This window comes from Streptomyces sp. NPDC048507 (assembly GCF_043199995.1).
Classification (GTDB): Bacteria; Actinomycetota; Actinomycetes; order Streptomycetales; family Streptomycetaceae; genus Streptomyces.
Genome location: NZ_JBICWZ010000015.1, coordinates 1 through 24,735, shown reverse-complemented (window position 1 = coordinate 24,735; position 24,735 = coordinate 1). Strand labels below are relative to the sequence as shown.

Annotated in this window: 23 protein-coding genes and 1 tRNA gene; 14 read left to right on the top strand and 10 right to left on the bottom strand. The window is 74.5% G+C overall.

The window, feature by feature from the left end:
* Window positions 1-51: 51 nt before the first annotated feature.
* On the bottom strand, window positions 52-804 hold the full coding sequence (locus tag ACGFXC_RS30395; protein WP_393718080.1) for a peptidyl-tRNA hydrolase: 753 nt from the start codon (window positions 802-804) through the stop codon (window positions 52-54).
* A gap of 71 nt (window positions 805-875) precedes the next feature.
* Between ACGFXC_RS30395 and ACGFXC_RS30390 the strand changes: the two genes are divergently transcribed.
* Window positions 876-1,550 (top strand): AIM24 family protein, encoded by a 675-nt coding sequence (locus ACGFXC_RS30390; RefSeq protein ID WP_393718079.1) that lies wholly within the window; start codon window positions 876-878, stop codon window positions 1,548-1,550.
* Between the two features lie 84 nt (window positions 1,551-1,634).
* The gene (locus ACGFXC_RS30385) at window positions 1,635-1,826 is read left to right on the top strand and encodes a hypothetical protein (protein WP_393718078.1); all 192 of its coding nucleotides are present in this window, start codon (window positions 1,635-1,637) and stop codon (window positions 1,824-1,826) included.
* A gap of 13 nt (window positions 1,827-1,839) precedes the next feature.
* Here the strand turns inward: ACGFXC_RS30385 and ACGFXC_RS30380 are convergent, their stop codons facing one another.
* The 4 genes from ACGFXC_RS30380 to zapE all read right to left on the bottom strand — a co-directional run bounded on the left by ACGFXC_RS30380 (window position 1,840) and on the right by zapE (window position 5,472).
* Complete coding sequence (locus tag ACGFXC_RS30380) at window positions 1,840-2,730, bottom strand: polysaccharide deacetylase family protein (RefSeq protein WP_393718077.1); 891 nt, start codon at window positions 2,728-2,730, stop codon at window positions 1,840-1,842.
* A gap of 17 nt (window positions 2,731-2,747) precedes the next feature.
* Entirely contained in the window at window positions 2,748-3,578 is an 831-nt protein-coding gene (locus ACGFXC_RS30375) for a PPK2 family polyphosphate kinase (RefSeq protein WP_393718159.1), read from the bottom strand.
* A gap of 297 nt (window positions 3,579-3,875) precedes the next feature.
* Window positions 3,876-4,301 (bottom strand): OsmC family peroxiredoxin, encoded by a 426-nt coding sequence (locus ACGFXC_RS30370; RefSeq protein WP_393718076.1) that lies wholly within the window; start codon window positions 4,299-4,301, stop codon window positions 3,876-3,878.
* Window positions 4,302-4,362: 61 nt separating this feature from the next.
* Window positions 4,363-5,472, bottom strand: a complete 1,110-nt coding sequence (zapE, locus tag ACGFXC_RS30365) for a cell division protein ZapE (protein ID WP_393718075.1) — start codon at window positions 5,470-5,472, stop codon at window positions 4,363-4,365.
* Window positions 5,473-5,508: 36 nt separating this feature from the next.
* Here zapE and ACGFXC_RS30360 point away from each other — a divergent pair, with 36 nt between their 5' ends.
* The 6 genes from ACGFXC_RS30360 to ACGFXC_RS30335 all read left to right on the top strand — a co-directional run bounded on the left by ACGFXC_RS30360 (window position 5,509) and on the right by ACGFXC_RS30335 (window position 9,783).
* Window positions 5,509-6,291 carry a pyrimidine reductase family protein gene (locus ACGFXC_RS30360; RefSeq protein WP_393718074.1) on the top strand — a complete coding sequence of 261 codons (783 nt, stop codon included), beginning with the start codon at window positions 5,509-5,511 and terminating at the stop codon, window positions 6,289-6,291.
* A gap of 149 nt (window positions 6,292-6,440) precedes the next feature.
* Entirely contained in the window at window positions 6,441-6,908 is a 468-nt protein-coding gene (locus ACGFXC_RS30355) for an indole-3-glycerol phosphate synthase (protein WP_393718073.1), read from the top strand.
* A 48-nt stretch (window positions 6,909-6,956) separates the two neighbouring features.
* Window positions 6,957-8,351, top strand: a complete 1,395-nt coding sequence (gene murC, locus ACGFXC_RS30350) for a UDP-N-acetylmuramate--L-alanine ligase (RefSeq protein WP_393718072.1) — start codon at window positions 6,957-6,959, stop codon at window positions 8,349-8,351.
* A gap of 15 nt (window positions 8,352-8,366) precedes the next feature.
* Complete coding sequence (gene msrB / locus ACGFXC_RS30345; RefSeq protein WP_393718071.1) at window positions 8,367-8,774, top strand: peptide-methionine (R)-S-oxide reductase MsrB; 408 nt, start codon at window positions 8,367-8,369, stop codon at window positions 8,772-8,774.
* A 348-nt stretch (window positions 8,775-9,122) separates the two neighbouring features.
* Window positions 9,123-9,488, top strand: coding sequence for a hypothetical protein (locus tag ACGFXC_RS30340; RefSeq protein ID WP_393718070.1), 366 nt, complete (start codon window positions 9,123-9,125; stop codon window positions 9,486-9,488).
* A 73-nt stretch (window positions 9,489-9,561) separates the two neighbouring features.
* Entirely contained in the window at window positions 9,562-9,783 is a 222-nt protein-coding gene (locus tag ACGFXC_RS30335) for a hypothetical protein (RefSeq protein ID WP_393718069.1), read from the top strand.
* A gap of 42 nt (window positions 9,784-9,825) precedes the next feature.
* Here the strand turns inward: ACGFXC_RS30335 and ACGFXC_RS30330 are convergent, their stop codons facing one another.
* Window positions 9,826-12,846, bottom strand: a complete 3,021-nt coding sequence (locus ACGFXC_RS30330) for a GTPase-associated protein 1-related protein (RefSeq protein ID WP_393718068.1) — start codon at window positions 12,844-12,846, stop codon at window positions 9,826-9,828.
* 422 nt (window positions 12,847-13,268) lie between these two features.
* On the opposite strand from ACGFXC_RS30330, the gene ACGFXC_RS30325 reads away from it, so the two are divergent.
* Window positions 13,269-15,329, top strand: a complete 2,061-nt coding sequence (locus ACGFXC_RS30325; RefSeq protein ID WP_393718067.1) for a phosphocholine-specific phospholipase C — start codon at window positions 13,269-13,271, stop codon at window positions 15,327-15,329.
* Window positions 15,330-15,489: 160 nt separating this feature from the next.
* The gene (locus ACGFXC_RS30320) at window positions 15,490-16,245 is read left to right on the top strand and encodes an alpha/beta fold hydrolase (protein WP_393718066.1); all 756 of its coding nucleotides are present in this window, start codon (window positions 15,490-15,492) and stop codon (window positions 16,243-16,245) included.
* A 24-nt stretch (window positions 16,246-16,269) separates the two neighbouring features.
* Here the strand turns inward: ACGFXC_RS30320 and ACGFXC_RS30315 are convergent, their stop codons facing one another.
* Together ACGFXC_RS30315 and ACGFXC_RS30310 are read right to left on the bottom strand one after the other, a co-directional pair.
* On the bottom strand, window positions 16,270-17,031 hold the full coding sequence (locus ACGFXC_RS30315; protein ID WP_393718065.1) for a DUF6193 family natural product biosynthesis protein: 762 nt from the start codon (window positions 17,029-17,031) through the stop codon (window positions 16,270-16,272).
* A gap of 84 nt (window positions 17,032-17,115) precedes the next feature.
* Window positions 17,116-17,188: transfer RNA gene (locus tag ACGFXC_RS30310), tRNA-His, on the bottom strand.
* A 374-nt stretch (window positions 17,189-17,562) separates the two neighbouring features.
* Here ACGFXC_RS30310 and ACGFXC_RS30305 point away from each other — a divergent pair.
* Window positions 17,563-18,699, top strand: coding sequence for a M24 family metallopeptidase (locus ACGFXC_RS30305; protein WP_393718064.1), 1,137 nt, complete (start codon window positions 17,563-17,565; stop codon window positions 18,697-18,699).
* 19 nt (window positions 18,700-18,718) lie between these two features.
* On the opposite strand, the gene treZ is transcribed toward ACGFXC_RS30305, so the two are convergent.
* Window positions 18,719-20,470 carry a malto-oligosyltrehalose trehalohydrolase gene (gene treZ, locus ACGFXC_RS30300; RefSeq protein WP_393718063.1) on the bottom strand — a complete coding sequence of 584 codons (1,752 nt, stop codon included), beginning with the start codon at window positions 20,468-20,470 and terminating at the stop codon, window positions 18,719-18,721.
* A 110-nt stretch (window positions 20,471-20,580) separates the two neighbouring features.
* Here treZ and ACGFXC_RS30295 point away from each other — a divergent pair, with 110 nt between their 5' ends.
* Entirely contained in the window at window positions 20,581-21,144 is a 564-nt protein-coding gene (locus tag ACGFXC_RS30295) for an FHA domain-containing protein (RefSeq protein ID WP_393718062.1), read from the top strand.
* 45 nt (window positions 21,145-21,189) lie between these two features.
* Here the strand turns inward: ACGFXC_RS30295 and ACGFXC_RS30290 are convergent, their stop codons facing one another.
* On the bottom strand, window positions 21,190-22,422 hold the full coding sequence (locus ACGFXC_RS30290) for a M14 family zinc carboxypeptidase (protein WP_393718158.1): 1,233 nt from the start codon (window positions 22,420-22,422) through the stop codon (window positions 21,190-21,192).
* Window positions 22,423-22,985: 563 nt separating this feature from the next.
* Here ACGFXC_RS30290 and ACGFXC_RS30285 point away from each other — a divergent pair.
* Window positions 22,986-23,915, top strand: coding sequence for a class I SAM-dependent methyltransferase (locus tag ACGFXC_RS30285; protein WP_393718061.1), 930 nt, complete (start codon window positions 22,986-22,988; stop codon window positions 23,913-23,915).
* Window positions 23,912-24,484 carry a hypothetical protein gene (locus ACGFXC_RS30280; RefSeq protein WP_393718060.1) on the top strand — a complete coding sequence of 191 codons (573 nt, stop codon included), beginning with the start codon at window positions 23,912-23,914 and terminating at the stop codon, window positions 24,482-24,484. Before ACGFXC_RS30285 ends, ACGFXC_RS30280 begins: the two co-directional genes overlap by 4 nt.
* Window positions 24,485-24,735 lie beyond the last annotated feature (251 nt).

Sequence of the window (24,735 nt, the reverse complement as noted above, 5' to 3'; positions counted from 1 at the left end):
CAGAGCAACATTTGAGGTTCCCGCCCGGACCCGCCCCTCAGAGCCCGCCCCTCAGAGCCGGGCCCGCAGTGCGGGGTGGTCCGAGACGACCGTGCAGGAACCGGGCGCGATCTCCGTGAACCCCGCGTCCCGCACCACCGGCAGCCCGCTCCCGCCGAGCTCCTGCCACCGCTCGCGCGGCGCGGTGCGCACCGACAGCCGGAACCCGGCCTCCCGCCATTGCGCGCGCTCCGCCCGGTCCAGCTCCCACCAGGCCAGCTGCGCCGCGTGCCCGGCCTGGGCCATCGCCTTGCCCGCCGACATGTCCAGGTCCGGGTTCAGCCACAGCACGGGCGTCCCGGGCCCCGCCACGGCCGCCGGCGGCTGCGGGTCGTCCAGATCGGTGCCCGACACCTGGAGCTTCGCCAGCTCCTTGGGCCAGCCGTCGAGCGGCACCGGCGGGAAGACCCGCACCTCCGCCCGCTCGCCGCGCACCGTGATCCCCGGCAGGGTCTCCGCCTTGCGCCACTCCGCCCCGCGGGCCCGCCTGACGACCTTGCGGATCCGGGCGTCCTGCCAGTCGCGCACGGCCCCGGCCCATTCGCCGTCGCCCTCCGAGCGCTCGTCCGTCAGCAGCGCCAGTACCGCGCGGGCCGCCGTCTCCAGGGCGTCGGTCCGGGCCGGCGGGTCCGTCTTCTCGATGCGCACGACCAGCGGCAGCACGAACTGCGGAGCCTCGTCGCGCGGTGCGTGCCCCTCCCGGAAGGGGCTGTCCGCGCCGACGGCGGGTACGGCGGGGGTGTCGGTCGTGTCCTCGGTGCTCATCCGGCCAAGGATGCCAGCCTCCGCCTTGAGGATGATGTCCCGGGTACGCGCTCCGGGTGAGGATCGGGGCCATGCAGAGTGAGCTTTTCGCGTCCGAGAACCTGGCCAAGCCGTCATCCGCGCCGGGCATGACCCTCCAGAACGCCAAGTCCGTCAAGTACACCGTCAACGGGGAAATGCTGGCCCGCCAAGGCGCGATGGTCGCCTTCCGCGGCAACCTCCAGTTCGAGCGCAAGGGCCAGGGCATAGGCGGCATGCTCAAGCGGGCCGTCACCGGCGAGGGGCTCGCGCTGATGTCCGTACGGGGCCAGGGCGAGGCCTGGTTCGCCCACCAGGCGGGCAACTGCTTCATCGTCGACTTCGAGCCGGGCGACGCCCTGACCATCAACGGGCGCAACGTCCTGTGCTTCGACCCGACCCTGTCCTACGAGATCAGGATGGTGAAGGGCGCCGGGATGACCGGCGGTGGCCTCTTCAACAGCCTCTTCACCGGCACCGGCAAGCTCGCCGTCGTCTGCGACGGCAACCCGATCATCATCCCCGTCACCGCGCAGGCACCGGTGTACGTGGACACGGACGCGGTGGTCGGCTGGAGCGCCGCGCTGGAGACCGGGCTGCACCGCTCCCAGTCGGTCGGCTCGATGATCCGCGGCGGCTCCGGCGAGGCCGTCCAGCTCAAGCTGAGCGGTGAGGGCTTCGTCATCGTCCGGCCCAGCGAGGTCACGGAAGCGGCGGCCGCGCACTGAACCCCACCGCCGTGGGCCGCCGCTCCGGGGCCCGGGGCCCCGGGGCCCCGGCCCGGTGGGGACGGGCCGGGTAGGCTCGTGGGCATGGACGAGCCGCAGGAGTCCCCGTCGTACTGCCCCGCGCCGGCCGCGCCCGCCGGGCGGGTGCCCGGACCGCCCTACGCCGACTGCGTGGAGTGCGGCGAGCCCACCGAGTACGGGGTGGCGACCCCCGGCGCGGTGCTGTGCCCGGTCTGCGAATGGCAGGACGCGCAGCGCAACGCCTGCTCCGGCTGAAACGTTTCCGCCGCTACTTCCCCATCAGCTCGGACACCTTGACGAAGCGGTAGCCGCGCTTGCGCAGCTCGGGGACGATCTTCAAGATCGCCTCCTCGGTGACCGGGGCCGCGCTGCGGGTGCAGTGCATGACCACCACCGAGCCGGGCTTGACCCCCTTCAGGACGTCCTCCGCCACCGGGACGGGGTCCTTGGCGAAGGCGTCCCCGCTGACCACGTCCCACTGCACGGCGGTCACCTTGGCGGGGGCCAGCGCCCGCAGCGCCTGGTCGTCGTAGCAGCCGCCGGGGAAGCGGAAGTAGGGCACGGTGTTGACCGCGCCCGCCTTCCTGAACGCCGCGAAGGCCTGCTCCACGTCCGCCCGGGCGGCATCGCCGTCGAGGGCGGGGAGTCCGTAGCAGGGCGACTTGAAGGCGTGGTGGCTGTAGGAGTGGTTCGCGATCTCGAAGTTCGGATCGGTGCCGATGGCCTTCGCCTGGTCGGGGTACTCCTCCGCCCAGCGGCCCGTCATGAAGACCGTGGACGGGACCCGGAGCCGGCGCAGGGTGGCGATGAGTGCGGGGTTGTCGAACTGCTCCCCGGAGGCCGCCCGGGGGCCCTGGTCCGAGGTCATGTCGGCGTCGAAGGTGAGGGCCACCGTCTTGTCGGCCCGCTGGCGCGTGCGTTCGAAGACCGGGGTGAGGCCGTTCGGGCCGGGGGCCAGGACGGGCACCTTGTTCGGCGCACCGGGCAGCGGCGACGCGGCCGGGGATCCGGGTGCGGAAGGGGCGGAAGAGGGGGAGGCCGCGGGGGTGCCCATGCGGGCCCGTCCGCCGCCCTGTGGAGCGCCGGAGCCGCCCCCGCATCCCACGAGGACGGCACCGAGCGCGGCCAGGGCCGCTACGTTGCGTACAGAAAGGATCACGTACGCAAAATATATGACTATGTGGCAATCAGACGTTCACGGCACTCCTGGACGTCGAAATCGGCCGGCGGATAGGCCGGAGCCATCTCCTCCAGATGCTCCAGGAGCAGCTTGCCGACGGCCCAGTTCCGGTACCACTTGCGGTTGGCGGGGACCACGTACCAAGGCGCCGGCCCGGTGGAGCAGCGCTCCAGCGCCAGCTCGTAGGCCTCCTGGTAGGCGGGCCACGCGCCGCGCTCGGTGATGTCCCCCGGACTGAACTTCCAGTGCTTGTCCGGGTTGTCGAGCCGCTCCAGGAGCCGCTCGCGCTGCTCCTCGTAGCCGATGTGGAGGAAGACCTTGACGATCGTGACGCCCTCGTCCGCCAGGGACCTCTCGAACCGGTTGATCTGGGCGTAGCGGCGGCCGAGCTGACTGCGCGGCACCAGCTCGCGGACCCGGGCGATGAGGACGTCCTCGTAGTGCGAGCGGTCGAAGATGCCGATCTCGCCGGGCCGGGGGAGCGCCTTGACGATCCGCCAGAGGAAGGGGTGGTTCTGCTCCTCGGGAGTGGGCGCCTTGAAGGCCTGGATCCGGCAGCCCGAAGGGTTGAACCGGTTGATCACGTGCTTGACGGTGCCGCCCTTGCCGCTGGTGTCCATGCCCTGGAGCACGAGCAGGAGCCGGCGCCGGTCCCCGGCCGTGCTGGCCGCGTACAGCCGCTCCTGGAGCGAGGCCAGCCGCTCGGCCATCGCCGCGGTGGCCGCGGCCCCGGCCGCCTTGTCGGCGGGGCCGGCCGGGATGCCGGCCGGGTCGAGGGCGGCGAGGTCGACCCGCTCGCCGGGCGGTACGCGCAGCACCGGCGCCAGGGGGGCGTCCCGCCCGCCCCGGCCGGGCTCACCGCCCTTGCCCGCCTTGCCCGCCTTGCCCGCCTTGCCCCGCGGGGCCGCCTCGGCCTCGACGCGCTTCTTCCCGTGCTTCTCGGTCTTCTCGTTCTTCCCGCGCTTGCCCTTGCCGGCCACCGCCACCCACCTCGGCTCGATCCGTCGTCCCCGTACGATCTTCCGGCACACCGGGCGCGGTCGCGACGTGGCGGAGGGCGGGAGCGGGGCCACCCGCACCGCAGGGCCCCCGCGCGGTGTGCGTGAGGGCCTCGCGGGTGCGGATCAGACGAGCTCGGCGCTCAGGGTGATCGTCGTGCCGGTCAGCGCCTGGCTGACGGGGCAGTTCTTCTTCGCGTCCTCGGCCGCCGCGGCGAACGCCTCGGCGTCCAGGCCGGGGACCTCGGCGCGCACGGTCAGGTGGATGCCGGTGATGCCCTCGCCGGGCTGGAAGGTCACGTCGGCCTTGGTCTCCACCCGGGTGGGAGGCGTACCGGCACCGTCGAGGCCGTGCGAGAGGGCCATTGAGTAGCAGCTGGAGTGCGCGGCGGCGATCAGCTCTTCGGGGCTGGTCTTGCCGTTCGCGGCCTCGGCGCGCGAGGGCCAGGAGACCTCGAAGGAGCCCTGCCCCGAGGAGTCGAGGGAGACGGTTCCGGCACCCTTGAGGAGGTTGCCCTCCCAGACGGTGTGGGACGTGCGCGTGGTGGCCATGGTGGATCCCTTCGCAGAAGTGGTAACGGCCGGGTCGCAGAAGCGCCCGGCCGTGCCAAACCTACTGCGACACCAGGGGTTTCGCGTCGCGGGCGAGCGCGGTGAGCCGCGATATGGCTCGGAAGTACTTCTTCCGATATCCCCCGTTGAGCATTTCTTCACTGAACAGCCGGTCGAAGGGGACCCCGGAGGCCAGGACCGGCACTTCGCGGTCGTACAGCCGGTCGGCGAGGACCACCAGGCGCAGGGCGGTGGACTGGTCGGGGACCGGGACGACGTCGGTGAGGCAGACGGCCGCTATGCCGTCGGTGAGCGCCCCGTACCGGCTCGGGTGGACCTTCGCCAGGTGCTCCAGGAGGTTCGGGAAGTCGTCGAGGCTCGCGCCCGGGGTCCCGTACGCGGCCTTCGCGACCTGTTCGTCGGTGAACGGCGCCGGGGCCTCGGGCAGGCCGCGGTGGCGGTAGTCCTGGCCGTCGATGCGCAGCGGCCGGAAGTGCGCGGACAGCCCCTGGATCTCCCGCAGGAAGTCCGCGGCGGCGAAGCGCCCCTCGCCGAGCTTGCCGGGCAGCGTGTTGGAGGTGGCGGCCAGCGCCACGCCCTGCTCGACGAGCCGGCTGAGCAGGGAGGAGACGAGCACGGTGTCGCCCGGGTCGTCGAGCTCGAACTCGTCGATGCACAGCAGCCGGTGGCCGCCCAGCGTCTTCACGGTCTGCTGGAAGCCCAGCGCACCGACCAGGTTGGTCAGCTCCACGAAGGTGCCGAACGCCTTGAGCGCCGGCTCGGCGGGCGTGGCGTGCCACAGGGAGGCCAGCAGGTGGGTCTTGCCGACGCCGTAGCCGCCGTCGAGGTAGACCCCGCGCGGACCGGCGGCCGGCGCGGCGGGCTTCTTCGCGAACCAGCGCCGCTTGCCGGAGCCGCTGGCGTGCGCGCCGCCCAGGCCGGCGGCGAAGCCGCTGAGCACGGCGACGGCCTCGGTCTGGCTGGGCTGGGCCGGGTCCGGGTCGTAGGTGTCGAAGCGCACCGAGTCGAAGCGCGGGGGCGGCACCATCTCGGCCACCAGCCGTTCGGCGGCCACGCGCGGTTCGCGGGCGCACAGGGCCAGCGGGCCCGCGTCGGCTATCGGGGGCTGCCCGGAGGGGGCGGCACCGGAGGTCGAGAGTGAAGTTGACACAGCCCTTAACTCTACGCGGCGTGTCAGACTGCACCGATGCGACGCCTGCTCCCTGTGACCGATCAGACATCCGGCCCGCCGCCCGGTCCGGCCGACCGCGAGTGGACGCTGGACGAACTGGCGGAGGCGTACGCCTACCCGGCGCTCGCCCCCGGCGCGCACTGGCTGCGGGCCAACATGGTGTCCACCCTGGACGGGGCCGCCCAGCACGACGGGCGTTCGCAGCCGATCTCCGGCGAGACCGACATGAGGATCTTCGGCACCCTGCGGGCCCTGGCCGATGTGGTGGTCGTGGGTGCGGAAACGGTTCGCCAGGAGGGTTACCGCCCGGCCCGTGCCCGGGAGGCCTTCGCGGCCCGCCGCGCGGCCGCCGGCCAGGGCCCGGCCCCCGCCATCGCCGTCGTCACGGCGAGCCTGGACCTGGACTTCGGGCTGCCGCTGTTCACGTCGCCCCTCGTGCCCACCCTGGTGGTCACGGGCGCCGCCGCTCCGGCCGACCGGGTGGCGGCCGCCACCGCCGCCGGGGCCCAGGTCGTGGTGGCGGGGGAGGGGGCGGGCGCGGACCCGGCCCGGGCCGTGCGCGAGCTGGCCGCGCGCGGTCTGTGCCGCCAGCTGACCGAGGGCGGGCCCCGGCTGCTGGGCCAGTTCGTGGCCGCCGACGCACTGGACGAGCTGTGCCTGACGATCTCCCCGACGCTCACCGCCGGCGACGCCCAGCGGATCGCCGGCGGGCCTTCCGTCACCGTTCCGCACCGGCTCGCGGCGGCCTGCGTACTGGAAGAGGCCGGGTTCCTCTTCACGAGCTACCGTCGGATCTGAACAAGAAGCGGAATTTAGCGTTCCGCTTCGCTTCCTCTGGGCACATACCTGGGCACATATATCTGCGCAACGCTCCGCGTGACAGCGGGGCAGGATGGTTTCCGCAGGGGCCGGCCGACCGGCCCCCGCGAACGAAGGAGAGGGCGTCCGTGTTCACGAGCGTATTGATGATCGAGCAGCCGCTGACCACGGTGGACGTGGACTTCGTCACCACCCTGCACGGAGACGACCAGGTTTCCTTCGTCGTCCTGATGCAACCCAGGGGCGACCAGGACCGACTGCTCCGCGCCATCGACGACGTCGCGCTCGGCGAGCTCCCCGAAGCCCTCCACGAGTCCGACGAGCCCGAGGGCGACGCCGCCCGCGGCCCCGCCGCACTGGCGCTCGAACACTCCCTGGCCGCCCTGCGGCACAAAGGGGCCAAGGCGGTCGGGCAGGTCGTCGAGGACCACCCCCTCGACAAGCTCAAGGCCGTCGTCGACGAAACCGGCGCCGACGAGGTGATCGTCCTGACCGCCCCGCACTTCGTGGAGGAGTTCTTCCACCGCGACTGGGCCTCCCGGGCGCGGCACAAGGTCGGGGTTCCGGTGCTCAAGCTCTTCGCCCACAACGAATAGGCTGGGGCGGCACAGCCCCCCCGCACCCTCGATCCTGGAGCGACCTGAATGAAGCCCGGCCTGCCGACCGCGATGGAACGGCCCCACTTCATCGGCATCGGCGGCGCCGGCATGTCCGGCATCGCGAAGATCCTCGCGCAGCGCGGTGCGCAGGTGGCCGGCAGCGACTCCCGTGACTCCGAGACCGCCCAGGCGCTGCGCGCCCACGGCGCCACGGTGCACATCGGGCACGCCGCCGGCCACCTCGCGGACGACACCACCTGCGTGGTCGTCTCCAGCGCGATCCGCGCCGACAACCCCGAGCTGGCCCGCGCCGCCGAGCTGGGCATCCCCGTGGTGCACCGCTCCGACGCCCTCGCCTCGCTCATGGACGGGCTGCGCCCGATCGCCGTCGCCGGTACGCACGGCAAGACCACCACCACCTCGATGCTGGCGGTCTCCCTCTCGGCCCTGGGCCTCGACCCCTCGTACGCCATCGGCGGCGACCTGGACGCCCCCGGCTCCAACGCCCACCACGGCGAGGGCGAGATCTTCGTGGCGGAGGCGGATGAAAGCGACCGCAGCTTCCACAAGTACGCGCCCGAGGTCGCGATCATCCTCAACGCGGAGCTCGACCACCACGCGAACTACGCGTCGATGGAGGAGATCTACGAGTCCTTCGAGACCTTCGTCGCCAAGATCGTCCCCGGTGGCACCCTCGTCGTCGCGCACGGCCAGGACGGCGCCGCCGAGATCGCCCGCCGGGTCGCGGGGACCCAGGGCCTGAACGTCGTCACGTACGGCGAGGAGGACGGCGCCGACGTCCGGATCACCAAGATCACCCCGCGCGGTCTGACCAGCGAGGTCACCGTCGTGCTCCAGGGGCGGATGCTCACCTTCAGCGTCTCCGTGCCCGGCCGCCACTACGCGCACAACGCCGTGGCCGCCCTCGCCGCCGGTGTCGCCCTCGGCATCCCGGCGCACAACCTCGCCTCCGCCCTCGGCAAGTACACCGGCGTCAAGCGCCGCCTCCAGCTCAAGGGCGAGGCGTCCGGCGTCCAGGTGATCGACTCCTACGCGCACCACCCCACCGAGATGACCGCCGACCTGGAGGCGATCCGCGGGGCCGCCGGGGACTCCCGCATCCTGGTCGTCTTCCAGCCCCACCTCTTCTCCCGCACCCAGGAGCTCGGCGTTCAGATGGGCGCCGCCCTCGCGCTGGCCGACGCCTCCGTGGTCCTCGACATCTACCCGGCCCGCGAGGACCCGATCCCCGGGATCACCAGCGAGATCATCATCGCCGCGGCCCGTTCCGCCGGCGCCGACGTCACCGCCGAGCACGCCAAGGAGGCCGTGGCCGACGTGATCGCGGGAATGGCCAAGCCCGGTGATCTCGTTCTCACCATGGGCGCGGGCGACGTCACGGACCTGGGACCCCAGATCCTCGCCCGCCTGTCGAGCTGAGGGAGCGGGAACGTCATGGCGTACGAGGTCCAGAAGACGGACGAGCAGTGGCAGGCCGAGCTGTCCCCGTCCGAATACCAGGTGCTCCGCCTGGCGGGCACCGAACCGGCCTTCCGCGGTGAGTACACCGACACCAAGACCGAGGGCGTCTACTCCTGCCGCGGCTGCGGCGCGGAGCTGTTCCGTTCCTCGGAGAAGTTCGAGTCGCACTGCGGCTGGCCGTCGTTCTTCGACCCGAAGGACACCGAGGCCGTCGAGCTGATCGCCGACACCTCGCACGGCATGGTCCGCACCGAGGTCCGCTGCGCGGCGTGCGGCTCCCATCTCGGTCACGTGTTCGAAGGTGAGGGCTATCCGACCCCCACCGACCAGCGGTACTGCATCAACAGCATCTCCCTGCGGCTCACCCCCGCCGAGAGCTGAGACGGGACGCCGGGGTCCGCACCGGACCCCGGCCCCGCGCGGGCTCGCGGGTGATCGCCGATGACGGCCCGCCCCCCGGGGAGCTGGCGGCGCCGCTCGGAGCCGCACTGGAGTCCCGGCTGCGCGAGCAGGAACGGGCCAACGTCCCGACCCACCACGAGGGGGCCGGGCGGAGGACCCCCTTCGTCGGCAGCGGCGAATCGGTGGGGGAGCGCGTCCGGCAGCCCATCGACATCGCCACCCCCGCCAAGGACCCCTCAGGCGCCCCGCTGGCCGTCGTCCCCCTTCGACGTCGTCGACCTGTTCAAGGTGCCGGGCCGGCTGCGGCGGCGGAGCCGGGAGCGGCTGGTGCGCGAGTTACGGCTGTGGCGGTGCCGGTGGGTCATCGGCAAGCAGAACGTCGAGTTCGACTTGTCGGAGATGCAGTTCTCCGACGACACCGACGCGGTGGACGTCCTGCAACGGCTCCAGCAGGGCGTGCTCATGGCGACCGAACAGTTCCTGAAGGCCCACCCCATCGACACCACCTTCGTCGAACAGGCGAAGCAGATCATCAACCACCACGGCTACACCTTCAACGGGGCCGTCAACGGGCAGGGCAACAACTTCGGCGGCCACGGGATCGTGAACACGGGCGGAGGCGGGCCCGCGCAGGGGCTGACCGGACCGGGAGCCGCCTCGTCGGCGCCGCCGTCCGCGTGCCCGGCGTCCTGAGAGGAGAACCCGCACGGGCACCCACCACTTCCACGGGAACGTCGAGGCCGCCGGGAACTACGGCGACCACGGCGTGATCAACATCGGCGGCCCGGAGCGGGAGGACGGCGCCGCCCCCGACCGGATCGACGCGGCACGGACCCTGCGCGGCGAACTGGCCCGGGCCGGCGAGGATTGCCGGGCCCCCGAACCCGGAGTGATCCGCCGCTGCCTGGAGACGATCAGCCTGGGGCTGGGTGCGGGCAGCGGGGCACTCGCGCCGGCCCGCGAGATCACGGGCCTGCTGCCCGGCTGACGCCGACGGGCCGGACCGGGGCCCGGTTCCGGCGCGGCCCGCTCAGGCGGTGGGGCGGCGGGTCAGGAGGGTCCGCAGCCGGGCGCGCAGGTTCGGGCGCTGCCAGGCGCGGAACTCCTCCGCCCGGCTCCGGCCGAGACCGGCCAGCTCCCGCTCGGCCTCTGCGAGCCGCTCGGGCGGCAGACCCCGTACGACCGGGCGGAGCACTTCCTCCAGCAGCTCGGTACGGGTCTCCTGCCACAGGGGCCCCGCCTGGGGGTGCGCGGACCAGACGGCGAAGCACGCGGCGAGGTAGCCCGGCGAGTCCCGCAGCAGCGCGCTCACCCGGTCGTCCCGCGCGGCCCGCCGGTAGGCGGCCAGCAGCCGCGCGTCCTCGCTCTCGAACAGGATCCGCACGCTCGCACCCCCGCCGAGCGGGCCCCCGACGACCGACGCCACGGGATCCACCCCCGCGCCCCGGCCGGAGTCCGGCTCCGCGCCGGGCCCCGGCGGGCGGCCCGAGGGCGGGTCATCGGGGCCGAGGGGCGTCGTCGGATCGCCGGGCACGGGCCGTTCAGGCAGGCCGGAGGGCGCGTCCGGTACGGGCGACGGCCCGGCCGCCGTCGGCCCTTCCCGGCGGTGCCGACCGGGGAGCGGCGTCGAAGGGGCCGATTCCGGGCGGAGCCGGGGCGTCGCGCCGGGGGTCCGGCGCGAGGTCAGGGCCGCGCGGAGGCCGTCCGGGAGGTCCGTGGCGAAGTGCCGCAGCAGCTCCGCCGCGAGGTGCGCCGCCGCCGGGTCCCCGGCCGGGGCCCGGACCGCCGCGTCCGCGAGCAGTTCCCACGTCCCGGCGTCACGGTGCACCGCCGCCCCCGTCGTGGCCAGCACCAGCCCGGCCTCGTCCGGCGCCGGGGGGTCACCGCCCCAGACGAGCCGCATCGCGGTCCGCAGCACCAGCGGCTCCGCGTACGGGGACACCCCCGACGCGTGCAGCAGCCCGTCCAGCGTCACGACCCGGTCCGGGACGGCCTCCGCGGCCGCCGCCCGCGCGCACATCCGCAGGTGCGGCAGGGCCTCCGCCGCGCCCAGCCGCAGCCCCGTCCGCGCGAACATCCGTACCCCGGCGGGCGGATCACCCGCCGCCAGGGCGTCCAGCCGGTCCAGTACGAGGGCCCGCAGCACCGGCAGCTCCGTGAGCCCGGCGCGCGTCTGCTCCCCGTACGCCGAGTCGGGATCGGCGAACAGGGCGAACGCCAGTTTGCGGGCGGCCAGGGGCAGTTGCCCGGTGGTGTCGGCCCCCTGCCGGCCGGCCTCCCGCAACTGCCCGACCAGCAGCTCGGCTTCGCCCGCAGCAGGGTCGGCCCGGCGCTCCGGATCCGAGCCGCCACCCCCCGCCCGGGCAGCGGCACTCCCCTCCACCCCGGCCCCCGGCGGCCCGCCGCCCGGCCCCCGGCGCTGCCCCGCCCCCGGCTGCGCCCCGGCCCCGGGCGGTGTCCCGGCCCCGGCTCCCGGCGGTATGCCCGCCCCCCGACGGGCCCCCGACCCGGCGGCGGGGCTTACCTCCACCCCGGGCCACAGCTCCGGTCCCGACTGCGCCGCGTGCTGCGCCTCCACACCGGGCTGGGCCCCGGCGCCCTGCCCGGCCCCGGGCGGTGCCTCGGTTCCGGCGCTCGGCGGGACGCCTGGCTCCAGGCGGGGCTCCGCCCCGGCGGCAGGGCTCACCTCCACCCCGGGCCACAGCTCCGGTCCCGACTGCGCCGCGTGCTGCGCCTGCGCCCCGGGTTGGGCCCCGGCCTCCTGCCCGGGTCCGGGCCGTGCCTCGGCTCCGGCGCTCGGCGGGACGCCCGGCTCCAGGCGGGCCTCCGCCCCGGCGGCGGGGCTCGCCTGTGCCCCGGGCTGGGCCTCCGCCCCGGGGTGCGCCTCGGCTCCGGCTCCCGGCTCGCGGCGGGGTGCCGGGCCGGTGGCGGGGCTGGCCTGCGGGCCGGGCGGCTGGGGGGCCGGGACGGGCTGGGCGCCCGGCGGGGGCTGCGTCCCCGGGACGGGTGCCGGCTCCGGCCGGGAGGCCATCACCGGCCCGGGGGCCGGGGCGGTGGCCCCGGGGGTTCCCGGTGGGGGCCACGGCCCGGGGGCTGCGGCCGGGTCCGGCGCCAGCGGGCGGCTGCGCGCCGACGACCAGGCCGCCGCGGCCGTCCGGGCCGCTTCGTCCAGCGGGACGCCCGCCCGGGCCGCCAGGGCGCTCAGGGGGCCCGGGGCGTACGGGGGGCCGGGAAGGCGGCGGACCTCCGCGAGGAGTTCCGGCCGGCCCGCGCGCCAGACCCGCGCGGCCGTCCGCGCCCACACGTCCTCCGGGTCCCCCGGCGCCGCCCCGCGCCCCGGCTCGTACACCCGGTAGCCCTCCGCCTCCGCGACCTCCGCCGCATCGCCCGGCAGCACCCCGATGAGGCCCTGCGGGGCGAGCCGCGGCCTGCGCGTGTACGTGGTGAAGGTCAGCCACTGACCCCGCTGGTGCGGCAGCACACTGCACGCCAGCATCACCCAGCGGGCCACGTCCGCACTGTCCGGCTCCACCAGCACGATCCGCGCCGCGCCCCGCTCCTCCGCCAGCCGCCGCACGTCCGCGAAGAACGCCGCCAGCCAGGGCCCCCGTACGGCCACGAACTCCGCCAGCGCGGCCCGGTCGTGCCGCCCCGGCGCCGGCACCTCCGCGAGCGGCGGGGGAGGAGCCCCGCCCGGCGGGGTCCGCACCGCCCACTGCGGCGAACCCCAGGAGGTGATCGGCAACGCCCCCCGGACCGGCCCGGTCCCGCCGCGCTGCGGCAGGTGCACGGCGTGGGCGTGGAAGAGCCCCGGGGCCGCCGCGCCACCGGTGCACACCGAGCGGGCCAGCAGCCGGCTGCCGTCGGAGAGCAGGCTCAGGCTGAGCGCCTGCGGGAACGCGCCGGCCCCCTCCGGCGGCTCGTACGCCACGAGCCGTTCCGCCTCGCGCAGCAGCGCGCCGGGCACGCTCGCGCCGACCGCGGTGAACCGGAACCCGGAGCCGCCGGGCCCGGGCGGCGCCCAGGTGTAGTGGAGCTGCGGAAGGTTCACGCGCCCTCCCCCGCCGGTACGCGAGGCGGTTCCCGGGTCTGTCGCGCGGCCCGGGGTTCCCCGTACGGTGCCAGTGCCCACCGGGGCCCCGGCCGGCGGTCCGGCGGCGGCGCGGCGCACGACGGACCGAAGGCACGGCCGAACCGGGTCCCCGCCATACGCTCTGCGCCCCCCGTGCAGTGTGTAGGAGGTCATTCCACCAGACGAACAGGACGTCCGGCAGGCCTTCCGCCCACCTTTCCCGCACCCTCGCTCCGAGCCCCGGGCCCCCGGGCCGGCCGCCGCCCCGCCCGCCCCTCCCCGGGCCTGCCGTTCGTCCGCTGTACGGCCCCCCGACAGACGGGGATCCCCGTGCGGTACCCCGGGACCGCTGTCCTTGGGGCGCCCCTCGGCTCCCCCTTCCCCCCCAGAGGTCGTCACCCATGGCTGAGCTCAACCGACGCAGGTTCCTCCAGATCGCGGGCGGCAGCGCCGCGGCCGCGATGCTCAACGAGAGCATCGCGCGGGCCGCCGCCATCCCCGCGCAGGGCACAACCGGCACGATCCAGGACATCGAGCACGTCGTCGTGCTGATGCAGGAGAACCGGTCCTTCGACCAGTACTTCGGCACGATGAAGGGCGTCCGGGGGTTCGGGGACCCGCGTCCGGTGCTCCAGGACAACGGCAAGCCGGTCTTCTACCAGTCCAACGGTACGAAGGACATCCTCCCCTTCCACCCGCAGGTGAACGACCTGGGCATGCAGTTCGTCGAGGGCCTGAACCACGACTGGGCCGGCGGCCACCAGGCCTACAACAACGGCAAGTACGACAAGTGGATCCCGGCCAAGACCACGACCACCATGTCGTACATGACCCGGAACGACATCCCGTTCCACTACGCCCTCGCCGACGCGTTCACCGTCTGCGACGCCTACCACTGCTCCTTCATCGGAGCCACCGACCCCAACCGCTACTACCTGTGGACGGGCCACACGGGCAACGACGGCACCGGCGGCGGCCCCGTCCTCGGCAACCAGGAAGCCGGATACGGCTGGAAGACCTACCCCGAGCGGCTGGAGGCGGCCGGGGTCTCCTGGAAGATCTACCAGGACATCGGCGACGGCCTGAACGCCGCGGGCGGCTGGGGCTGGATCGGCGACGCCTTCCGCGGCAACTACGGCGACAACTCGCTCCTCTACTTCAACAGCTACCGGGGCGCCCAGCCGGGCAGCGCCCTGTACGAGAAGGCGCGCACGGGCACCAACGCCAAGGCGGGCGAGGGCTACTTCGACAAGCTGCGCGCGGACGTCGTGGGCGGCAAGCTGCCCCAGGTGTCCTGGATCGCCGCGCCCGAGGCCTTCAGCGAGCACCCGAACTGGCCGGTCAACTTCGGCGCCTGGTACATCTCCCAGGTCCTGGACGCGCTGACCGCGAACCCGGCGGTGTGGGCGAAGACGGCCTTCTTCATCACCTACGACGAGAACGACGGCTTCTTCGACCACGTCGTGCCGCCGTACCCGCCCGCCTCCGCAGCCTGGGGCCTGTCCACGGCGGACGTCACCCGCGACCTCTACGCCGGGGGCGGGGGCTACGCGGCCGGCCCCTACGGCCTCGGCCCGCGCGTGCCGATGATCGTCGTCTCCCCCTGGAGCAAGGGCGGATACGTCTGCTCCGAGACCTTCGACCACACCTCCGTGATCCGCTTCATGGAGAAGCGCTTCGGCGTCCAGGAGCCCAACATCTCGCCCTGGCGCCGCGCCGTGTGCGGCGACCTGACCTCCGCGTTCGACTTCAGCCGCGCCGACGCCTCCCCGGCCGCGCTGCCCTCCACGGCCGGCTACGTACCGGCGGACCACAACGCGCATCCGTCCTACCACCCCGTCCCGCCGGCCACCGGCACCCTGCCCAGGCAGGAGGCGGGCGGCAAGCCGACGCGCGCCCTGCGCTACTCGCCGTACGTGGACGGCAAGGCCACGGCGTCCACCGCCAAGTTCACCCTGACCTTCTCCTCCGGCCCCTCCCTGGGCGCCCACTTCCACAGCACCTCGGGCAACCGCACGGACGGCCCCTGGCCCTACACCGTCGAGGCGGGCAAGACCCTCTCCGACACCTGGAGCACCAGCACCTCGACCGGCAACCTGATCGACCTGACGGTGTGGGGCCCCAACGGGTTCCTGCGCACCTGGAAGGGCCCGACGAAGAAGGCCGGCCCCGAGGTCACGGCCCGCCACGCGGACACCACCGGCAACCTGGCCCTCACCCTGACCAACGCGGGCACGGCCGCGGTCAACCTGACGGTGACCAACGCCTACGGCGGTACCCCCCAGACCTTCAAGGTCAACGCCGGCGCCATCGTCTCGACCACGGTCGACCTGCGCGCCACCGGCCGCTGGTACGACGTCAAGGTGGTCTCCGACGCGGACCCCACCTTCCTGCGCCGCTTCGCCGGCCACGTGGAGACGGGTGCGGCGGGCGTCTCCGACCCGGCGCTGGGGACCGTCTGATCCCTCCCGCGCCACCCGCGACGACCGCCGCTCCGCCGCCGCGAGGCCGCCGGGGCGGCGGCGCGCACCCTCGGTGATGCGGGCCGCACGGTGTGATGGTAGGCCCGGTGGGCAGTACGTACGGGTCCGCATCCCCGCCCCCGTCACCGAGGGAGAACACATGGCCATCGCCCACCGCAGGATCGGCACCGGACCCGTACGCGTCATCGTGCTGCACGACTGGTTCGGCACCTCCGCCAACTGGGGCTCCGTACTTGAGTACCTGGACCCGGAGGGGTTCTCGTACGTCTTCCTCGACTACCGGGGCTACGGCGAACGGCGGGACGTGACCGGCCGCTACAGCCTCCCCGAGATCGCCGACGACGTGCTCGAACTCGCCGACCAGCTCGGCTGGGACACCTTCTCCCTGCTCGGCCACTCCATGGGCGGCAAGGCCGTCCAGCAGGTGCTGGTGCGCGCCCCCGAGCGGATCGAGAAGCTGATCGGACTCGCCCCCGTCCCGGCCGCCCCGTACGCGATGGACGACGAGACCCACGCCCTCTTCCACGGCGCCGCCGCGGACCCCGAGAAGCGGCGGACCATCCTCGACCTGGTCACCGGCCACCGTACGAGCCGCCACTGGCTGGACCGGATGGTGGCGCACTCCCTGGCCGTCTCCCGCCCCGAGGCCTTCGCGGGCTACCTGGAGAGCTGGCAGCCGCTGGACCTGTCCTCCGCCGTCAAGGGCAACACCGTGCCGGTGCTGGTCCTGGTGGGGGAGTACGACCTGGCGCTCACCGCCGAGGTGATGCGGCAGACCTGGCGGGCCTGGTACCCGAACTGCGGGATCGTGACGATCCCGGGCTCCGGCCACTACCCCCCGCACGAGACCCCGGTGGCCTTCGTGACGGAAGTGGAGTCCTTCCTCCGCGCCTGACCCCGGCCCCCGAGGCCCGGTCCGTCAGGGACCCGGCGGCGCCCCGTCGCCGCCGGGCAGCGCGCGCACCACGAGCGCGACGGCCCCGGCGGCGCCGGTGACCTCCCGCAGCGCGCCGTCCGGCATCCGCACCCGGTAGCGCAGGCCGTCGCCGAGCGGCATCACCATCGGCAGGCCGGGGCCGGCCGGCGGGCCCTCGCGGCGGCCGAAGCGGAGCCAGTCCATGCTCAGCCCGGGACACAGGGCCCGCAGCTCCGGTTCCCGGAAGGCGGCCTCGACGAGCTCGTGCCGCCCGGGCCGCGGGAAGACTGCGGCGGACTCGCGCAGCTCCGCCCACCGGGCCGCCACCGCTTCCGGCCCCTCGACGGCGGCCCGGCCCCCCGCGGCCTTCCGCACCGCGAGGAAGGCGAAGCCCGCCACGAGCCGCTCCCCCCGGGCGCCCCGCGCCCAGGAGTCCAGCGCGGCGACCACCGCGCCCAGGTCCCCCGTGCCGCCCACGACGGCGGGCCCCCCGTCGGGATCGCCGGCCCGGAAGTGGAGACGGAAATCACGCCGCCGGACGTCCATCGTGACGTACGCGGTCCGGTCCCCGGCGATCACCCGGGCCGCCGCCCGGCGCGTGCCGGGAAGCGGCGGCACCCCGACCTCCAGCGCGGTACCGGACCACCGCGCCCGCTCCCGCAGCGCCGCGCACAGCGAACCCGCGCGGACGACGTCGGGGTAGTGGAGCGCGTACACGCGCAGGGAACCGCCGTGCGGATGTGCTGCGTCGGGATCCTCGGTCATGATCACGAGTCTGTCACCGCACGGAAACGCCCGGAAACGCCGGTAAGGCCACGAGGAGAACCTCGTGGCCTTACGGGACCGAAGGGTGAGTGACGGGACTTGAACCCGCGGCCACCTGGACCACAACCAGGTGCTCTACCAACTGAGCTACACCCACCACGAAGGGCGGCGGACCACCCGTTCGTCGTGCACGCACAGCATAGCCGATCGGCCGGGTGCTCCCGCGACGGGATATCCGGCGGACCGGGTGCCCGCCGCGGTGGCGGCGGGCCGGGCCGGGACCCCGTCCCCACGCCGGGCGGCCCGCGCCCCGGCCCCGGCGAGCTCCGGCCGGAACGGGGTGGCCGGGCTCCCCGCCGGCGGCGTCACCTGCGCGTCCCGCCCCCGACGGGCCGGCCCGGGCCTCCCGCTCACCACCGGACGGGCGCGCCCTGCGCCGCGCATGTACCGCCCTGCGGACCCCGTGCGCGCCCGCCACCCCGTCCGGCGCGGCCGCTGCGCCCGCCCCCCGCCGCGCGGCAGGATCCCCGTATGACTCCCGACCCGGAACACCCCGCCCCCGCCCCCTTCACCACCGCCGACTACGCCGCCCGCATGGCCGCCGCCGCCCGCGCCGCCGCCGACGCCGGACTCGCCGGGCTGCTCATCGCCCCCGGCCCCGACCTCGCCCACCTCACCGGATACCGGCCCGTCGACACCGAGCGGCTCACCCTGCTCTTCCTCGCCCCCGGCCAGGACCCCGTCCTCGTCGTCCCCGCCCTCGAAGCCCCCGACGCGGCCAAGGCCCCCGGCGCGGGCGCGCTGACCCTGCGCGACTGGACCGACGGCACGGACCCGTACGGGGTCACCGCCCCCCTCCTCGACGCCGGCGGCCGCTTCGGCGTCAGCGACAACACCTGGGCCCTGCACCTGCTGGGCCTGCAAGGGCAGTTGCCCACCACCTCCTACACCCCCCTCACCGACGCCCTGCCCATGCTGCGCGCCGTCAAGGACGAACGGGAACTGGCCCGCCTCGCGGCCGCCGGGGAAGCCGCCGACGCCGCCTACGCCCAGATCCTGCACGTCCCCTTCGCCGACCGCCGCGAGAGCGACGTGGCCGCCGACCTGGCGGCGCTGCTGCGCGTCCACGGCCACTCCCAGGTCGACTTCACCGTCGTGGGCTCCGGCCCCAACGGCGCCAACCCCCACCACGAAGCCGGCGAACGCGTCATCCGGGCCGGCGACATGGTCGTCCTCGACTTCGGCGGCCTCAAGCACGGCTACGGATCCGACATCTCCCGCACCGTCCACGTCGGCGAGCCCACCGCCGAGGAACAGCGCGTCCACGACATCGTCCGCGAGGCCCAGCAGGCCGGGTTCGCCGCCGTCCGCCCCGGCGCCGCCTGCCAGGAGGTGGACCGGGCCGCCCGCGCGGTGATCACCGAATTCGGCTACGGCGACCGCTTCATCCACCGCACCGGCCACGGCATCGGCGTCACCACCCACGAGCCCCCGTACATGATCGAGGGCGAGGAGCAGCCCCTCGTCCCCGGGATGTGCTTCTCCGTCGAACCGGGCATCTACCTGCCCGGCCGCTTCGGCGTCCGCATCGAAGACATCGTCACCGTCACCGAGGACGGCGGGCGCCGCCTGAACAACGCCCCGCGCGAGCTCGCGGTCGTCGGCTAGCCGCCGACCGCGCGGACGCCTACGGCCCCAGCACCACCGCCGACTCGCCCGGCACGTGGATCCGGCCGTCCGGACCCGGATGCTCCACCGGCTCCCACGCGGCCAGCACCCGCACCCCGTTGCGGCCCAGCGCGATGGTCACCGGCTCCGCCGACAGGTTCACCGCCACCCGCACCTCGCCCCGCCGGAACGTCACCCAGCGACGCTCCTCGTCGTGCGCGACCCGGACCGCCGCCAGGTCCGGGTCCCGCAGGTCCGGCTGCGCCCGGCGCAGCGCGACCAGCGTCCGGTACCAGTCCAGCAGCCGCGCCTGCGCGGCCTTCTGCGGCTCCGACCAGTCCAGGCAGGACCGCTCCCGCGTCGCCGGATCCTGCGGGTCCGGCACCTCCTCGGCCTTCCAGCCGTGCGCCGCGAACTCCCGGCGCCGCCCCGTGCGCACCGCCTCCGCGAGCTCCGGGTCCTGGTGGTCGGTGAAGTACTGCCAGGGCGTCCCGGCCCCCCACTCCTCGCCCATGAACAGCATCGGCACGAACGGCCCGGTCAGCACCAGCGCGGCCGCGCAGGCCAGCAGCCCGGGCGAGAGGGACGCGGAGAGCCGGTCGCCCAGCGCCCGGTTGCCGATCTGGTCGTGGGTCTGGGCATAGCCGAGGAAGCGGTGTGCGGGCGTGCGACGCCGGTCCACCGGACGGCCGTGGGTGCGGCCCCGGAAGGAGGACCAGGTTCCGTCGTGGAAGAACGCCCGGGTCAGCGTCTTGGCCAGGGCCCCGAGCGGCGCCTCGGCGAAGTCCGCGTAGTACGCCTGCGATTCGCCTGTCAGCACGCAGTGCAGCGCATGGTGGAAGTCATCGTTCCACTGCGCGTGCAGCCCCAGCCCGCCCGCCGTGCGCGGCGTCGTCAGCCGGGGATCGCACTGGTCGGACTCGGCGATCAGGAACAGCGGCCGCGCCGTCTCCACCGACAGCTCGTCCACCGCCGCCGCCAGCTCCTCCAGGAAGGTCAGCGCCCGCCCGTCGGCCAGCGCGTGCACCGCGTCCAGCCGCAGCCCGTCGATGCGGTAGTCCCGCAGCCAGGCCAGCGCGCTGCCCACGAGGTACGCGCGGACCTCGTCGGAACCGGGCGCGTCCAGGTTCACCGCCGCCCCCCACGGGGTGTGGTGGGTCTCGGTGAAGTACGGCCCGAAGGCGGGCAGGTGGTTCCCGGACGGACCCAGATGGTTGTGGACCACGTCCAGCACCACCCCCAGCCCCGCCGCGTGCGCCGCCGCCACGAACCGGGCGAGCCCCGCCGGCCCCCCGTACGGCTCGTGCACCGCCCACGGCGCGACCCCGTCGTACCCCCAGCCGTGGTGCCCCGGGAAGGGGCAGACCGGCATCAGCTCCACGTGCGTCACCCCGAGCTCGGCGAGGTGGCCCAGCCGGGCGGCGGCCGCGTCGAAGGTGCCCTCGGGCGTGAAGGTGCCGATGTGCAGCTCGTACAGGACCGCGTCCTGCAACGGGGTGCGCGGCCCGGACCCCTCGGGGGTGAGCGGCCCGAAGTCGACCACCGCCGACGGGCCGTCGGGCCCCTCCGGCAGCCGCCGGCCGCGCGGATCCGGACGCAGCACCGGGACGTCCCCCAGCAGGAACCCGTACCGGTCGCCGTCGGCCGCCGGAGCCTCCGCGGTCCACCAGCCGGCGCGGTCCGGACCCGGATCGGGCGTCATCTCGTAGTCGGTGTCGTCCAGTCGCACGGCGACCCGATCTGTCAGCGGTGCCCACACCTCGAACTGCACGGACGGTCCCCTCGTCTCAGCCGGTGTCCAGCATGCGTATCGTGCCCATCATTCCGGGCCCGCCGCGGGAGTTCTGGACACTCCGCACCCGACGGGCCGACAATCACCCTGTGACATCGAGTTTCGAGTTCCCCGCCTTTCCCGCCCCGCGGCTCTCCGATGCGGAGCGCGACCGGGCGCTGGGCCAGCTACGGGAGGGCGCGGCCCTCGGAAAGCTCTCGCACGACACCTTCCTGCGCCGGATGGAACTCGCGCTCGTCGCCCGGCGCGCCGAAGACCTCGCCGTCCTCACCGCCGACCTGGACGCCCGCGACGGCCTCGAAAGCCCCTGGACGCACCGGCTGTTCGGCTGGGTCGGCCGGGCCTCCGCCGTGTCCGCCGGCGTACGCCGGGCCTGGCAGGCCGAACGGCTGCCCCGGCTGCTGTTCCCGCACCCCGACGCCGGCCCCCTGCGGATCGGCCGCGACCCCGGCAACGGGCTGCGCCTCAGCCACGACACCGTCTCGCGGGCACACGCCGAGCTGAGCATGCGGCACGGCACGTGGATCCTGCGGGACCTCGGCTCCACCAACGGCACCACCGTCAACGGCCGCCGGGTCACCGGCTCGGCCGTGGTGCGCGACGGCGACCAGATCGGCTTCGGCCGCATGACCTTCCGCCTCTCGACGTCCTGAGGCAGCACAGGCCCCCCACCGGCCGGCCGTACCGGGCTCCGGCCCCTAGAGGCGCTCGTACGCCGCCAGTACGGTCCGGGCCTGGTGCTCCACCTGCGTGGCCACCGGTACCCAGCGGGCCTGGTACCGGGCCGCGAACTCCTCGCACCACCCCGTCACGACCCGGTCCAGCCCCGGCGCCGCCGGATGGCCCTGGGCCCGCAGCACCCGCAGCAGCATCGCGGCGGCGCGCAGCGACAGTCTGCGCCCGAACGCGTCGATGCTGCCGACCGCCGCCGCCGTGGCCTCGGCGGGCGCCCCGGCCCCCGTCCACTCGGCGGCGACGCGCGGGATCAGCCCGAGGGTCCAGTCGACCGCCCGCAGCAGCGCGGCCGACCCGGCGTCCGTGCCCCGGGCCCCGCCGCGCAGGGCGGCCACCAGCCCCGAGTCGTCGGTGAGCCGCCGGGCCAGCATCCGCAGCGCGCCCCGCGGGTCCGGGTGCGGGGCCGGGTCGTCCACCAGGTCCGAGGCCCACATGGGCACCTCGACGATGGCCGTCGTGCCCGCGTGGCACCAGGTGCTGAGCCGGGTGTCCTCCGGGTGGAACGCCCCCGCGGGTCCGGCCCCAGCCTCGGGCATGACGAAGATCCCGGGCCCGGGGGAGGCCCAGCCGGCGGCGTCGGAGGCGCCGGTCTCCACCGGGATCCGCAGCTCGGACGCCGACTTCGCGAACGGCTCGGCCAGCCCCGGGACGTCCCGGGTCAGCTGTACCCAGGACCCGCCGAGGTCCGTTCCGTGCAGGGAGACCTGGAGGACGGGCCGCAGTTCGGTTATCAGCGCCGTCAGCGCCCGGGTCTCGGGCGGGAGCCGGTCCGGGGTGAGTAAGGACGGCGCCCACTCCGGCTGTTCGGGGCCGGGCGGCCGGAAGAAGTTGCGGTGGTAGTCCAGCAGCGAATGCGGGCGCGGCGTGCGGTGCAGGTCGGCGCCGTCCGGATCGGCGCAGAGCAGGAAGTGCCAGCCCGCCCCGCCACCGCCGTCCCGTACGACCCGCCGCGCGAGCTCCAGCGCGGTGGCCCCGCCGACTGGCTCGTTGGCGTGGGCCCCGGCGACGACGAGCACCTGGCGCCGCCCGCCGCCGGTGTCGCGCCCGCCGACGGAGAGCAGCCACAGCGGCCGCCCGGCCCGCGAGACGCCGGTCTGCTGGAGGCCGGCCCGGGCGGGGTGTTCGTCCACCAGCGCGCGGGCGGCCAGGGAGAGCTCGTGAGGGGTGGGGTAGCGCATGTCACGGAGGAGGGTCACAAGTGATGCCATGCCCGCCCCGCACGCCCCCTACTGCTCCCCCCGCCCCGTATTTCCACCAAAAACCCCTGGCCAACGCCTTGCGGAGCGGGGGGGTCGGGGGAGGGCGGGGTCCAGCGGGGCGGTGTCAGGGAGGGTTTGGTGGTCTCCCGTCAGTCTCATCGTCCTTCCGCGTCGGGCCGGTCCCTCAAGGGCGCTCCTTCGTCGCGTCGCTTCGCGATGGCCTTCGGCCACCCTTGACCGACCGTCCCGCCACGGAAAAACGAAGACTGCCGGGAAACCCCCAAAAGAACGTTCACGGGGCAGTGGACCTGTCCTGTCAGCCTCAGGGACCCTCGACCCCTCCCCGTCCGGGTGGGCCGGGCATCCGGGCCGTGGACGTGGCAATCCGCGCCCGGGGGGGCCAGACCACCCGAAACAGCGACCAGGACAGCCACCCGGCACCTCGGACGCGTCAGATCGCTACGCGCTTCGCTCGGCATAGCGACTGCGGCCCGTCCGGGGCTGGTACGCGGCTGGCTTGCCCGATGGGGTGGTGAGGGGAGCGGTTAGGGTTCTCGATCGTGTCGCACATCGAGATATCCGACCTGATCACCGCCACGGACCCGCACAGCGGGGCGCGTCTGCCCGTGCGCCGGGGCGAGGTGGTGCACCAGCTCCGGGAGGCCGGTGACAGGTGGGGTGCCCGCATCGTCGCCGGGCTGCCCGTGGACGGGCAGGACGTACTGGATCCGCAGGCCGTGGACCGGCTCATGATCAGCGTGCACACCGAGCTCCAACGCCTCAGCGAGGAGCTGCGCATCGGGGAACGGCTCGTCCACGTGCTCGGCCCGCTCTTCGAGGCCGTCCGCGCGACGGCCCCCGGACGGCTGCGGCTGGTGGACGTCGGATCCGGGCTCGGGTACGCCGTGCGCTGGCTCGCGGCCCACGGCTCGCTCGGGCCGGACGTCGAACTCGTCGGCGTGGACCTGGACGGCGCGCTGGTCGGCGAAGCCGACCGGCTGGCCCGAGCCGAGGGCCTGACCTGCCGTTTCGTCCACGGCAATGCCTTCGACCTGCCGGAAGCCGCCACCGTGTACATCTCCACGGGGGTCCTGCACCACTTCCGGGGCGCCGACCTCACGGAATTCTTCCGGGCCCAGGCGGCCTCGCCCGCTCTCGCCTTCTGCCACTTCGACATCGCCACCACCCGGCTGGCGCCCGTCGGGGCCTGGGTCTTCCACCGGGCTCGGATGCGCCATCCCCTCGGCCGTCACGACGGTGTCGCCTCGGCCCGCCGGGCACACACCGACGAGACCCTGCTGGACGCTGCGGCCGCGCCGGGCATGAGCCCACTGCTCTACGAACCCAAGGGGCTGGCCAACCCCTTCTGCACGACCCTGCGCCCGGTCCTCGGGGTCCGTCCCGAGCTGGAGGCCCCGCTGCGGCGGGCGATGGGCCGGTCCGCGCGCCGCCTGGTGGGCCCCGAGCAGCTCGCCGGAGCCGCACGGTGACCCCGCTGGCCCTGGCCGTGGTGCTCACCGCCCTCGGCCTGCTGGACTCGGCGTTCAGCGGCTTCCGCGCCTTCGCCGGCCGTGACGCCAGGATCCGCAAGCACCGCGCCGTCGTACGGGCCTCCCTGCGCGGCCTGGCCGTCGGTGGCGCCCTGCTGCTCGTCCCCGTGCTCACGGCCGGCGCCGTCCTGCTGACCTCCGCCGACCGCGACCGCACGTACGCGGCCCTCGCCGACGGCGGCACCGGCTTCCTGCTCCCCCTCGCCTGCTACGCCACGGTCGTGATGCTGTCGCTCGCGGCGTACTTCGTACTGCCGTTCCGCGCCAGCACCCTGGCCATGGTGGCCGGGCTGGGCCCCCTCACCCTGCTGCGGCCCCTCGTCGTCGCCGTCGCCTGCGCGGGCACCCTCACCCACGGTGGCGGCGTGCCCGCCCTCCTGGTGGGCGTGGCCGCCGGCACCGCCGTCCTCTGCGTCGAACCGTTCGTACACCGCCGCTGGTACGCCACCCCCCAGGGCAGGGACCAGCCCCGGACGGGCCGCAGTCGCTATGCCGGGCGAAGCGCGTAGCGAGCTGACGCGTCCGGGGTGCCGGTTGGCTGTCCTGGTCGCTGTTTCGGGTGGTCTGGCCCCTCCTGGGCTCGGATCGCCACGTCCACGGCCCGAATGCCCGGCTGGGCCAGGCGGGGAGGGGCCGAGGGTCCCTGAGGCGGACAGGACAGGTCGACTGCCCCGTGAACGTTCTTTTGGGGGTTTCCCGGCAGTCTTCGTTTTTCCGTGGCGGGACGGTCGGTCAAGGGTGGCCGAAGGCCATCGCGAAG

Excerpts from the sequence above, each read along its gene's own strand:
- murC (WP_393718072.1), top strand. The coding sequence starts at position 6,957 with ATGAAGCCCGGCCTGCCGACCGCGATGGAACGGCCCCACTTCATCGGC.
- ACGFXC_RS30325 (WP_393718067.1), top strand. The coding sequence starts at position 13,269 with ATGGCTGAGCTCAACCGACGCAGGTTCCTCCAGATCGCGGGCGGCAGC.
- msrB (WP_393718071.1), top strand. The coding sequence starts at position 8,367 with ATGGCGTACGAGGTCCAGAAGACGGACGAGCAGTGGCAGGCCGAGCTG.
- ACGFXC_RS30305 (WP_393718064.1), top strand. The coding sequence starts at position 17,563 with ATGACTCCCGACCCGGAACACCCCGCCCCCGCCCCCTTCACCACCGCC.
- ACGFXC_RS30315 (WP_393718065.1), bottom strand. The coding sequence starts at position 17,031 with ATGACCGAGGATCCCGACGCAGCACATCCGCACGGCGGTTCCCTGCGC.
- ACGFXC_RS30385 (WP_393718078.1), top strand. The coding sequence starts at position 1,635 with ATGGACGAGCCGCAGGAGTCCCCGTCGTACTGCCCCGCGCCGGCCGCG.
- ACGFXC_RS30360 (WP_393718074.1), top strand. The coding sequence starts at position 5,509 with ATGCGACGCCTGCTCCCTGTGACCGATCAGACATCCGGCCCGCCGCCC.
- ACGFXC_RS30390 (WP_393718079.1), top strand. The coding sequence starts at position 876 with ATGCAGAGTGAGCTTTTCGCGTCCGAGAACCTGGCCAAGCCGTCATCC.
- ACGFXC_RS30370 (WP_393718076.1), bottom strand. The coding sequence starts at position 4,301 with ATGGCCACCACGCGCACGTCCCACACCGTCTGGGAGGGCAACCTCCTC.
- ACGFXC_RS30395 (WP_393718080.1), bottom strand. The coding sequence starts at position 804 with ATGAGCACCGAGGACACGACCGACACCCCCGCCGTACCCGCCGTCGGC.
- ACGFXC_RS30320 (WP_393718066.1), top strand. The coding sequence starts at position 15,490 with ATGGCCATCGCCCACCGCAGGATCGGCACCGGACCCGTACGCGTCATC.